The organism is Lysobacter sp. 22409 (assembly GCF_052045105.1).
In the GTDB taxonomy this organism is placed as follows: Bacteria; Pseudomonadota; Gammaproteobacteria; order Xanthomonadales; family Xanthomonadaceae; genus Lysobacter; species Lysobacter antibioticus_B.
On the sequence record NZ_JBQEOE010000005.1, the window covers coordinates 131296 to 142460 of the forward strand.

General features: G+C 68.3%; 9 protein-coding genes. 8 read left to right on the forward strand and 1 reads right to left on the reverse strand.

The window, feature by feature from the left end; translation table 11 throughout:
• Nucleotides 1-35: 35 nt before the first annotated feature.
• The 8 genes from ACTJJK_RS04390 to ACTJJK_RS04425 all read left to right on the forward strand — a co-directional run bounded on the left by ACTJJK_RS04390 (nt 36) and on the right by ACTJJK_RS04425 (nt 9490).
• Nucleotides 36-1130, forward strand: coding sequence for an acetylornithine deacetylase (locus tag ACTJJK_RS04390; protein ID WP_440729572.1), 1095 nt, complete (start codon nt 36-38; stop codon nt 1128-1130).
• Nucleotides 1127-2455: an acetylglutamate kinase gene (locus ACTJJK_RS04395; protein ID WP_440729573.1), complete on the forward strand. Its 1329-nt coding sequence runs from the start codon at nt 1127-1129 to the stop codon at nt 2453-2455. The genes ACTJJK_RS04390 and ACTJJK_RS04395 overlap by 4 nt, the downstream gene beginning before the upstream one ends.
• Nucleotides 2456-2459: 4 nt before the next feature.
• Nucleotides 2460-3092: a GNAT family N-acetyltransferase gene (locus tag ACTJJK_RS04400; RefSeq protein ID WP_440729574.1), complete on the forward strand. Its 633-nt coding sequence runs from the start codon at nt 2460-2462 to the stop codon at nt 3090-3092.
• The gene (gene argC, locus ACTJJK_RS04405) at nt 3085-4056 is read left to right on the forward strand and encodes an N-acetyl-gamma-glutamyl-phosphate reductase (protein ID WP_440729575.1); all 972 of its coding nucleotides are present in this window, start codon (nt 3085-3087) and stop codon (nt 4054-4056) included. Before ACTJJK_RS04400 ends, argC begins: the two co-directional genes overlap by 8 nt.
• Before the next feature lie 183 nt (nt 4057-4239).
• Nucleotides 4240-5568 carry a proline--tRNA ligase gene (gene proS / locus ACTJJK_RS04410; RefSeq protein WP_440729576.1) on the forward strand — a complete coding sequence of 443 codons (1329 nt, stop codon included), beginning with the start codon at nt 4240-4242 and terminating at the stop codon, nt 5566-5568.
• Nucleotides 5569-5697: 129 nt separating this feature from the next.
• A complete protein-coding gene (gene argH, locus ACTJJK_RS04415; RefSeq protein WP_440729577.1) occupies nt 5698-6987 on the forward strand; it encodes an argininosuccinate lyase in 1290 nt (429 codons plus the stop codon).
• The gene (gene proB, locus ACTJJK_RS04420; protein WP_440729578.1) at nt 6984-8210 is read left to right on the forward strand and encodes a glutamate 5-kinase; all 1227 of its coding nucleotides are present in this window, start codon (nt 6984-6986) and stop codon (nt 8208-8210) included. The genes argH and proB overlap by 4 nt, the downstream gene beginning before the upstream one ends.
• Nucleotides 8207-9490 (forward strand): glutamate-5-semialdehyde dehydrogenase, encoded by a 1284-nt coding sequence (locus ACTJJK_RS04425; protein WP_440729579.1) that lies wholly within the window; start codon nt 8207-8209, stop codon nt 9488-9490. Before proB ends, ACTJJK_RS04425 begins: the two co-directional genes overlap by 4 nt.
• A 744-nt stretch (nt 9491-10234) precedes the next feature.
• On the opposite strand, the gene ACTJJK_RS04430 is transcribed toward ACTJJK_RS04425, so the two are convergent.
• On the reverse strand, nt 10235-11065 hold the full coding sequence (locus ACTJJK_RS04430; RefSeq protein ID WP_440729580.1) for a S1 family peptidase: 831 nt from the start codon (nt 11063-11065) through the stop codon (nt 10235-10237).
• Between the last annotated feature and the right edge of the window lie 100 nt (nt 11066-11165).

An 11165-nucleotide genomic window follows, 5' to 3' on the forward strand; every position in this document is an offset into this window, starting at 1 on the left:
CGTCCGCCACCCAAGCGAAAGACTCGAGCCCAACCATGCTCCCCGAAGTCCTGAAGCACCTGCAGGCCCTGGTGTCCTTCGACACCCGCAATCCGCCGCGCGAGATCGGCACCGGCGGCATCTTCGACTATCTGCGCAGCCAGCTCGACGGCTTCCGTATCGAAGTCGTCGACCACGGCGCCGGGGCGGTGTCGATGCTGGCCGTGCGCGGGCAACCGCGGCGTCTGTTCAACGTCCATCTCGACACGGTGCCGTCGTCGCAGGCCTGGAGCGCCGATCCGCATACCTTGCGCGTCACCGAGGACCGCGCGATCGGCCTGGGCGCCTGCGACATCAAGGGCGCGGCCGCCGGCCTGCTCGCCGCCGCCGCGACGACCAAGGGCGATGCCGCATTCTTGTTCAGCACCGACGAAGAAGCCAACGACCCGCGCTGCATCGCCGGTTTCCTCGCCACCGATCACGGTTTCGACGAAGCCATCATCGCCGAGCCGACGATGTGCGAAGCCGTGCTCGCCCATCGCGGCATCAGCTCGGTGCTGCTGAAGTTCCGCGGCGTCGCCGGCCACGCTTCCGGTGCGAACGCGATGCAGACCAGCGCCTTGCACCAGGCGATCCGCTGGGGCGGCAAGGCCCTGGACTTCGTCGAGTCGCAGTCGCACCAGCGCTTCGGCGGCCTGACCGGCCTGCGCTTCAACATCGGCCGGGTCGAAGGCGGCATCAAGGCCAATATGATCGCGCCGAGCGCCGAGCTGCGTTTCGGCTTCCGGCCGTTGCCTTCGCAATCGATCGACGGCCTGCATGAGGGCTTCCGCGGCATGGCCGACGCCAGTGCCATCGAGAGTTACGAAGAAACCTTCCGCGGCCCCTCGCTGCCGGCCGGCGATGTCGCCACCGCCGAACAGCGGCGCCTGGAAGCGCGCGACCTTGCCGACGCGCTCGACCTGCCGATCGGCAACGCGGTGGATTTCTGGACCGAGGCCTCGCTGTTCTCGGCCGGCGGCCTGACCGCGATGGTGTACGGCCCCGGCGACATCGCCCAGGCCCACACCGCCGACGAGTGGGTCGCCCTGGAACAACTGCAGCGTTACGCCGACAGCGTCGCCCGCATCATGGACAACAACGCGCAATGAGCATTTCGATGGACGCCCACCTGCAAACGCGACAGACCATCGTGCGCCTGCTTTCGAGCATGGCCAGCGCGAAGGAGATCTCGCAGTACCTCAAACGTTTTTCCCAGCTCGACGCCAAGCGCTTCGCGGTGGTCAAGGTCGGCGGCGCGGTGTTGCGCGACGATCTCACCGCGCTGACCTCGTCGCTGGCCTTCCTGCAGGACGTCGGCCTGACCCCGATCGTGATCCACGGCGCCGGCCCGCAGCTCGATACCGAGCTGGCCGCGGCCGGCATCGAGAAGCAGACCGTCAACGGCCTGCGCGTGACCTCGCCGGAAGCGCTGGCGATCGTGCGCCGCGTGTTCCAGGCGCAGAACCTCAAGCTGGTCGAAGCCTTGCAGACCGGCGACGCGCGCGCGACTTCGATCATCTCCGGCGTGTTCGAGGCCGATTATCTCGACCGCGACACCTATGGCCTGGTCGGCGAAGTGCGCGCGATCAACTTGGCGCCGATCGAGGCCAGCCTGCAGGCCGGCTCGATCCCGGTGATCGCCAGCCTCGGCGAAACCGCCGGCGGCCAGATCCTTAACGTCAACGCCGATTTCGCCGCCAACGAGCTGGTGCAGGTGCTGCAGCCGTACAAGATCGTGTTCCTGACCGGCACCGGCGGCCTGCTCGACGACAACGGCCGGGTCATCGACTCGATCAACCTGTCGACCGAGTACGAGCACCTGATCCAGCAGCCGTGGATCAACGGCGGCATGCGGGTCAAGATCGAGCAGATCAAGGATTTGCTGGACAAGTTGCCGCTGACTTCGTCGGTGTCGATCACCAAGCCGGCCGAACTGGCCAAGGAACTGTTCACCCACAAGGGCTCGGGCACCCTGGTGCGGCGCGGCGAACGCGTGCTGCAGGCCGAGCGTTGGGACCAGCTCGACCTGGTGCGGCTGCGCAGCCTGATCGAGTCGGCGTTCGGGCGCAAACTGGTCGGCGACTACTTCGACACCACCACGCTCAAGCGCGCCTACGTCAGCGAGAACTACCGCGCCGCGGTGATCCTGATCGACGGCGGCGGCCACACCTATCTGGATAAGTTCGCCGTGCTCGACGACGCCCAGGGCGAAGGCCTCGGCCGCGCCGTGTGGCAGGTCATGCGCGAACAGAACCCGAGCCTGTTCTGGCGCTCGCGCCACGGCAACCCGGTCAATCCGTTCTATTACGCCGAGTCCGACGGCTGCTACAAGCAGGAGAAGTGGAAGGTGTTCTGGTACGGCATGAACGGTTTCGACGAGATCGCCGAATGCGTGGCGTTCTCTTCCCAGCGCGACCCGACCCTGCAGGACTGAGCCCATGAGCGAGGACCACACCGCCGCCGCCTGGCACCGGCCGATCCGATTGAGCGGCGAGCACGTCACCCTCGAACCGTTGAGCTATGCGCATGCCGACGGTTTGCGCGTCGCCTTGGCCGACGGCGAGCTGGCGCGCGCCTGGTACACCAACGTGCCGGCGCCCGAAGCCGTCGAAGCCTATGTCGATGCGGCCCTCGCGATGCAGGGCAGGGGCACGGCCTGGGCCTATGCGGTGCTCGATGCGGCCGGCGAGGTGGTCGGCAGCACCCGCTATTACGACATGGACGCGAGCGTGCCGCGGGTGCAGATCGGCTACACCTTTTACGTGCCGCGCGTGCAGCGCACCGGCCTGAACACCGAAGCCAAGCTGTTGCTGCTCGGGCATGCCTTCGAGTCGCTGGACTGCATCGCGGTGGGCTTCGAGACCAGTTGGTTCAACCTGGCCTCGCGCACCGCGATCGCCCGCCTCGGCGCCAAGCAGGACGGCGTGCTGCGCAATCACCGCCGCCATGCCGACGGCAGCCGCCGCGACACCGTCGCGTTCTCGATCATCGACAACGAGTGGCCGGCGGTGAAACGTAATCTGCAGTACAAGCTCGAACAGCATGCTTCCGGAGGCAAGACCCATGGCTAAGACCCTAGGCATCGTCGGCGCGCGCGGCCATGTCGGCGCCGACCTGATCCGGCTGATCGCCGCGCATCCGCAGTTCGAGCTGGCCTTCGTGTCCTCGCGCGAGCTGGTCGGGCAACCGGTCGCCGACCACATTCCCGAATACGCCGCGAAAGGCGGCGACCTGCGTTACAGCTCGCCGAGCCACGAAGAGCTGCCGGGCCTGGGCGCCGACGCGATCGTGCTGGCCCTGCCGAACGGCAAGGCCGCGCAGTGCGTCGCCGCCTTCGACGCCGTCGGCGCCGAACCGGTGCTGATCGACTTGTCGGCGGATTACCGCTTCGACGACCACTGGTACTACGGCCTGCCGGAGCTGACCCGCGGCCAGTACCACGGCCAGCGCCGGATCAGCAATCCGGGTTGCTACGCCAGCGCGATGCAGTTGGCGATCGCGCCGTTGCTCAACGTGCTGGAAGGCCCGGTGCAGTGCTTCGGCGTGTCGGGTTATTCCGGTGCCGGCACCTCGCCGTCGGACAAGAACGACCCCGACAAGCTGCGCGACAACCTGATGCCGTACGCGCTGACCGGGCATATGCACGAGCGCGAAGTCACCCGTCACCTGGGCCACCCGGTCGAGTTCATGCCGCACGTGGCCGCGCATTTCCGCGGCCTGACCATCACCTCCAACCTGCATCTGTCGCGCCGCTTCGAGCGCGAGGAACTGGTCGAGCACTACCACCGCCATTACGACGGCGAGCCGATGGTGCGGGTGCAGGAAGAGGCGCCGTGGGTCAGCGCGATCGCCGGCAAGCACCACGTCGACATCGGCGGCTTCAGCATGTCCGAGGACGGCCGCCGCGTGGTGGTGGTATCGACCCTGGACAACCTGCTCAAGGGCGCGGCGACGCAGGCTTTGCAGAACCTCAACCTGGCATTCGGTTTCGACGAGCTGGCCGGCATCGAAGTGGAGTCGCGACCGCAACCGTAACCCCAAGCCGTTCCCCCCCTTGGAAAAGGGGGGCAGGGGGGATTTGCTGTTGCCGTTGTTTTTGTCGTTGGTCGAGCAAGAGCAAGAGCAAATCCCCCCTAACCCCCCTTTTCCAAAGGGGGGAGCGGGACGGTAAGTAGGTTGGTGGTCGGTGAGTCGTTCGAAACCCAGGAGTAGGTCGCCATGCGTCTGTCGCGTTACCTGTTGCCGACATTGAAGGAAAACCCCGCCGACGCGCAGATCGCTTCGCATCGCTTGATGCTGCGCGCAGGGCTGATCCGCCAGGAAGCCGCCGGCATCTATTCCTGGTTGCCGGCCGGTCTGCGGGTGTTGCGCAAGATCGAGGCCATCGTCCGCGACGAGATGAACCGCGCCGGTGCGCTCGAACTGCTGATGCCGACCCTGCAACTGGCCGACCTGTGGCGCGAGAGCGGCCGCTACGACGCCTACGGCCCGGAGATGCTGCGCATCAAGGACAGGCACGAGCGCGAGCTGCTGTACGGGCCGACCAACGAGGACATGATCACCGCGATCTTCCGCGCCAACGTGCGGTCCTACCGCGCGCTGCCGATGAACCTGTACCACGTGCAGTGGAAGTTCCGCGACGAGCAACGGCCGCGCTTCGGGGTCATGCGCGGGCGCGAGTTCCTGATGAAGGACGCCTATTCCTTCGACCTGGACGAAGCCGCGGCGCGCCGGTCGTACCGGCGCATGTTCGTCGCCTACCTGCGCATCTTCGCCCGCATGGGCATCCGCGCGATCCCGATGCGCGCCGAGACCGGCCCGATCGGCGGCGATCTCTTGCACGAGTTCCTGGTGCTGGCGCAGACCGGCGAGTCGGCGGTGTATTGCGACCGCGCCGTGCTCGATCTGCCGATTCCCGGCGACGACACCGACTACGAAGGCGACCTGGAACCGATCGTGCAGGCCTGGACCGCGCGTTACGCCGCCACCGAGGACGTCCACGACATCGAGCGCTTCGAGCGCGAGGTGCCGTCCGAACAGCGCGTGCAGACCCGCGGCATCGAGGTCGGGCAGGTGTTCTACTTCGGCACCAAATACTCGGCACCGATGAAGGCGCTGGTGACCACGCCCGAGGGCGACGAGCGGCCGATCCACGGCGGCTCCTACGGCATCGGCGTGTCGCGCCTGCTCGGCGCGATCATCGAGGCCGGCCACGACGACAGCGGCATCGTCTGGCCCGATGCGGTCGCACCGTTCCGCGTCGGCTTGGTCAATCTCGACCCGGCCGATGCGCAAGTCGAGGCCGCCTGCGTCGAACTGCAAGCGCAGCTCGAAGCGCGCGGCATCGACGTATTGCACGACGACACCCCAGAACGCGCCGGGGTCAAGTTCGCGCGCATGGACTTGCTCGGCCTGCCTTGGCAGGTCGTGGTGGGCCGGCGCGGACTGGATCGCGGTATCGTCGAACTCAAGCGCCGCGCCAGCGGCGAACGCAGCGAACTGACGCCGGCCGACGTGCCGGCGCGGATCGAAGCGAGGAACGAGTGAGGAGGAGCGAGTAACGAGTAAAGCGTTGCTTGCAGTTCCCAGTTCTTGGTTCCTCGCTCCTCATTTCTCACTCCTCACTCCTCACCCCTCACCCCCACACCAACCTCTAGCCCCCCGCGAGCCGCCCTCATGTCCGATCTGCTTTGGCAAAAACCCGGCGTCAAGGTCGACGCGCGCATCCAGAACTTCCTCGCCGGCGCGGACGTGATCCTCGACCGCGAATTCTTCCTGTTCGACATCCAGGCCAGCGCCGCGCATGCGCAAGGCCTGCAGCAGATCGGCATCCTCAACGCCGACGAGTTGGCCGGCCTGACTCGCGAGCTCGACGTGCTGGCGGAGGACTTCCGCGCCGGCCGCTTCGTCCTCGACGAACGTTTCGAGGACGGCCATTCGGCGATCGAAGGCCGTTTGATCGAACGCCTCGGCGATGCCGGCCGCAAGATCCACACCGGCCGCAGCCGCAACGACCAGATCCTGGTCGCGACCCGACTCTGGCTCAAGGATCGCCTGTCGCATCTGTACGCGCTGTGCCGCGAGACCGCCGAGGTCGCCTTGGCCCGCGCTGAAGCCGAAGCGCAGTTGCCGTTGCCGGGCTATACCCATCTGCAGCGCGCGGTGGTGTCCTCGGCCGGTATGTGGTGGGGCGCCTGGGCCGAAGGCTTCATCGACAACGCCGTGCGCGCGCAGCAGACCCTCGATTGGGTCGACGCCAATCCGCTCGGCAGCGCCGCCGGTTACGGCGTCAACCTGCCGCTGGCGCGCGACCATACCACGCAAGCGCTCGGTTTCGGCCGCCTGCAGGTGTCGGCGGCGTATGCGCAGCTCTCGCGCGGCAAGTTCGAGCTCGGCGCGATCGACGCCTTGTCGACCGCGGTGCTCGACCTGCGCCGCCTGGCCTGGGACCTGAGCCTGTTCACCACCGCCGAGTTCGCCTTCGTCGCGCTGCCGGCCGAGTACACCACCGGCAGCTCGATTATGCCGAACAAGCGCAACCCCGACGTGATCGAGTTGATGCGCGCGAGTTATGCCAGCGTTGCCGCCGCACGCTCGGAGATCGAGCATCTGCTGTCGTTGCCGTCCGGCTATCACCGCGACCTGCAGTTCTCCAAGGGCGCGATTTTCCACGCCTTCGGCCGCGGCCTGGCTGCGCTCGAACTGCTGCCGGATCTGCTGCGCAATCTGGAATGGAAGTCCGACAACCTGCGCGCCGCGCTCGACCCGTCGATGTACGCGACCGACCTGGCCGTGGACCTGGCTCGTCAAGGCGTGCCGTTCCGCGACGCCTACAAGCAGGCGGCCGATCCGGCGCGCTGGGCCGAAGGCGATCCCGAAGCCAGTCTGGCCGCGCGCGTGTCGCCCGGCGCGTCCGCCGACCTGCGCCTCGACGTGCTGCGCAGACGCTTGCAGGCACTGACATGAGCGTCGCGGCAAAGGATTTCATCGCCCAGCCTTTGCCGAACTGGCGTCGCGCTGTGCTCAAGGTCGGCAGCAGCTTGCTGGCCGGTTTCGCCGACCAGGCCGGCGGCGGGCTCGACCCGCGCTATGCGGCCGGGCTGGCGCGCTTCATCGCCGAAGCGCGCGCGCAACAACGCGAAGTGGTGCTGGTGTCGTCCGGCGCAGTCGCCGCCGGGCGCAGCCGCATCGAGGCCGGCGGCAACGGCCTGGTATTGCGGCAGGCCTTGGCCTCGCTGGGCCAGGCTTCGCTGATCGCATTCTGGCAGGGCCTGTCGCCGGTACCGGTGGCGCAGGTGCTGTTGACCCACGACGACCTGCGCAACCGCCGCCGCTATCTCAATGCGCGCGCTTCGTTGCGCGAGCTGCTGCGGCTCGGCGCCTTGCCGGTCATCAACGAGAACGACACCGTCGCCGTCGACGAATTGAAACTCGGCGACAACGACAACCTCGCTGCTGCGGTCGCGTCGCTAGTCGATGCCGACCTGCTGCTGATCGCGACCGACATCGGCGGCCTCTATAGCGGCCATCCGCAGCGCGATCCGACGGCGCGGCCGATTGCGCAGGTCGCCGTGGTCACGCCGGAACTGCTCGACGCCGCCAGCGGCGGCGCCGGCACGCTCGGCACCGGCGGCATGCGCACCAAGCTCGAAGCCGCGGCCAAGGCCGCCACCGCCGGCATCGCCACCGCCTTGTTCTGCGGCCGCGATGCCGAAGTGGTCGCCGCGCTCGGCGAAGGCCGCTTGCACGGCACCCTGGTGGCGGCGCGCAGCGACCGTTTGCGTGCGCGCAAGCAGTGGCTGCGGCATGCGCCGGCCAGCGGTTGCCTGCGCATCGACGCCGGCGCGGCGACGGCCCTGCACGATCGCGGCGCCTCGTTGTTGCCGGGCGGAGTGGTCGCGGCCGAAGGCGAGTTCCGCCGCGGCGACGTGGTCGAGCTGCGCAGCGTCGGCGATGCCGCCGCGGTGCTCGGGCGCGGCCTGGTCCAGTACAACGCCGGCGAGGTGCGCCGGATCGCCGGCCGCCACAGCCGCGATATCGAGGCGCTGATCGGTTTCCGCTACGGTGAATCGGTGGTGCATCGCGACGATCTGGTGCTGCTCGATCGCGCCAGCGCGCCGTCCCAGAGTTCCAATGGCGACGCCGGTCCCGGCGCCGTCACCGAGTTGCCCAAGGAAGTCTTGCCATGAGCGGTTATGTCCGGGCCCTGGCCCAACAGGCGCGCGACGCCTCTGTCGTCCTCGCCGCGCTCGACGGCGACGCGCGCCGCCGCCTGATCGAGGCGATGGCGGCGCAGCTCGACGCTTCCAGCGAGCGCATTCTCAGCGCGAATGCCGAAGACCTCGGTCGCGGCGAAGCGGCCGGCCTGAGCGCGTCGATGCTCGACCGTCTGCGCCTCGACCCGTCGCGCCTGGCCGCGATCGCCGGCGCGCTGCGCGAAGTCGCCGCGCAGGCCGACCCGCTCGGCGAAATCACTCGACGCGAAACCCGGCCCAACGGTTTGGTGATCGAACGCCAGCGCGTGCCGCTGGGCTTGATCGCGATGATCTACGAGGCGCGCCCCAACGTCACCGCCGATGCCGCCGCGCTGTGCCTGAAAGCCGGCAACGCGGTGCTGCTGCGCGGCGGGTCGGAAGCGCGCGCCAGCAACGCGGCGATCGCCGCCTGCCTGCATGCGGCACTGCGCGAGCAGGGCCTGCCGGCCGCGGCGGTATCGTTGATCGAAGACCCGGCGCGCGAGCATGTGCTCGAACTGCTGCAACTGTCGGACCTGGTCGACCTGGCGATTCCGCGCGGCGGCGAGGGGCTGATCCGTTTCGTCGCCGAACACGCGCGGGTGCCGGTCATCAAGCACTACAAGGGCGTGTGCCATCTCTATGTCGACCGCGCCGCCGAGATCGAACTCGCACTCGGCCTGCTGATCGACGGCAAGGCCTCGCGGCCGGGCGTGTGCAACGCGCTGGAAACCGTGCTGGTGCATCGCGACATCGCCGCCGATTTCGTCCCGCGCGCGCTCGTCGCGCTGGCCGGACGCGGCGTGCAGGTGCGCGGCTGCGAGCGCACGCGCGCGCTCGCGGCGGACCTGCCGGCCGGCACGGTGCAGCCCGCCGATGAGGGCGACTACGCCGCCGAATACCTCGACCTGATCATCGCCGCGAAAGTGGTCGATGGGCTGGACGAAGCGCTCGCGCACATCGCCCGCTTCGGCTCCGACCACACCGAAGTCATCGCGACCGAAGACGCCGCCACCGCCGAGGCGTTCGTCCGCGGCACCCGCAGTTCGGCGGTGATGGTCAACGCCTCCTCGCGCTTCAACGACGGCGGCCAGCTCGGCCTCGGCGCCGAGATCGGCATCTCGACCACGCGCCTGCACGCCTACGGCCCGATGGGCGTGGAGTCGCTGACCATCGAGCGTTTCGTCGTGCGCGGAGCAGGGCAGGTGAGGCACCCCGAGTCGCAGAACCGCTGACCGCGCGCGCGGCCGACTGGGCCCTGTAGGAGCGACGCAAGTCGCGACCGCAGGGGTTCCAGCTTGCGCCGCACGCCAGGATTCGCAGTCGCGGCTCGCGCCGCTCCTACAGGGAGCGATTCACCTGTATCCAAAAATACCGCAAAGCCGTCTGGGCCCCCTGTAGGAGCGACGCAAGTCGCGACCGCGGGGTTCCCAACTCGCGCCGCACGCCAAGATTCGCAGTCGCGGCTCGCGCCGCTCCTACAGGAAGCGATTCACCGGCAGTCCTATCTCCGCCGGCTTTGCATCCCAAAAAACCACGCAGCCGTCTGGGCCCCTTGTAGGAGCGACGCAAGTCGCGACCGCGGGACTTCCAGCTTGCGCCGCATGCCAGGATTCGCGGTCGCGGCTTGCGCCGCTCCTACACAGAGCGATTCACCTGTATCCGAAGAACCGCGCAGCCGTCTGGGCCCCCGGTAGGAGCGACGTAAGTCGCGACCGCGGGGTCTCCAGCTCGCGCCGCACGCCAAAATTCACGGTCGCGGCTCGCGCCGCTCCTACAGACAGCGATTCGCCTGCATCCCAGAAATCCGCGCAGCGGTCTGGGCCCCTGTAGGAGCGACGCAAGTCGCGACCGCGGGGTTTCAGCTTGCGCCGCACGCCGGGGTTCGCAGTCGCAGCTGACGCCGCTCCTACAGGAAGCGATTCGCCTACATCAGGCAGCGATCCACCGGCGTTCCTATCCCCGTCGCCAGTGCCGCTTCAAAGTCCGGCGGATTTCCCGGAATCCCCACCCACCGCCATCGTCTCTTCGATCCAGCCGGCGTAGTTCCCCAGCCGCACGCCGTAACTGGTCTCGCCGTATCGCCCCGGGCGCAGTTCGGTGCCCTCGACCAGGCCACGCTTCCACGCCGTTACGCCTGCGACCTGCCATTGCTTGTCCACCGCGACCAGGATCGGCCCGCCGCTGTCACCGCTACCGGCGGAGGCCTCCAAAGGCAGCGCGTTCGGCGGTGCGTCGAAGGTGTAGCCGATCCAGCGGGTTTCCTCGGTGCCGATCCGGTTGTAGCCCTGGCGCAGGGCGGTCCGGTTCGGTCCATGCAGCGAATGGCCCTTCGAGCCCGTCCCCGTGGCGCCGCGCCCCATGATCCGAACGACCTTGCCCAATGCCGAGCCGTGGTAGATGCGCGCGGGTGCGACATCGCGCACCGGCTCGGCAAGCTCTATCAGGGCGATGTCGTCGGAGGTAGCGGCGAACGCGAAGAACGCCTCCCAATCGCCCGATTTCAGCGCGGCGTCGATCATCGCCTGAGGCGGCTGCTTATAACCCGGATGGACGACGATGCGGCGTACCGCACGCGGCGTGCCGCCGACGACCACCGCATCCACGGCCTGCTGCCAGGCGACGGCATGGGCGGCGGTAACGACCCACTGCGGCGCGATGAGCACCCCATGGCCCTCGCCAGGCATGTCCGCCAGCGCCGGGAATTCGGAGGCCGCCATCCGATAGCGCAGATCCGGGACATCGTCGCGAACGACGATCGCGTCGGCACCGAACGATGCCAGGACAAGCAGCAGGGCGGCAGCACGCATGCGCAACATCCATTGTCGGAAAGCGCCATTGTCGGGTTCGAGGCGCGAGATTGGCTAGATGGCGGCCCCGGGACATTCGGTCGCAGACCGCCCCTGTAGG

What these genes read in the sequence shown, in the direction of transcription:
- argH (WP_440729577.1), top strand. Translation starts at nt 5,698, where the DNA reads ATGTCCGATCTGCTTTGGCAAAAACCCGGCGTCAAGGTCGACGCGCGC.
- proB (WP_440729578.1), top strand. Translation starts at nt 6,984, where the DNA reads ATGAGCGTCGCGGCAAAGGATTTCATCGCCCAGCCTTTGCCGAACTGG.
- ACTJJK_RS04400 (WP_440729574.1), top strand. Translation starts at nt 2,460, where the DNA reads ATGAGCGAGGACCACACCGCCGCCGCCTGGCACCGGCCGATCCGATTG.
- argC (WP_440729575.1), top strand. Translation starts at nt 3,085, where the DNA reads ATGGCTAAGACCCTAGGCATCGTCGGCGCGCGCGGCCATGTCGGCGCC.
- ACTJJK_RS04425 (WP_440729579.1), top strand. Translation starts at nt 8,207, where the DNA reads ATGAGCGGTTATGTCCGGGCCCTGGCCCAACAGGCGCGCGACGCCTCT.
- proS (WP_440729576.1), top strand. Translation starts at nt 4,240, where the DNA reads ATGCGTCTGTCGCGTTACCTGTTGCCGACATTGAAGGAAAACCCCGCC.
- ACTJJK_RS04390 (WP_440729572.1), top strand. Translation starts at nt 36, where the DNA reads ATGCTCCCCGAAGTCCTGAAGCACCTGCAGGCCCTGGTGTCCTTCGAC.
- ACTJJK_RS04430 (WP_440729580.1), bottom strand. Translation starts at nt 11,065, where the DNA reads ATGCGTGCTGCCGCCCTGCTGCTTGTCCTGGCATCGTTCGGTGCCGAC.
- ACTJJK_RS04395 (WP_440729573.1), top strand. Translation starts at nt 1,127, where the DNA reads ATGAGCATTTCGATGGACGCCCACCTGCAAACGCGACAGACCATCGTG.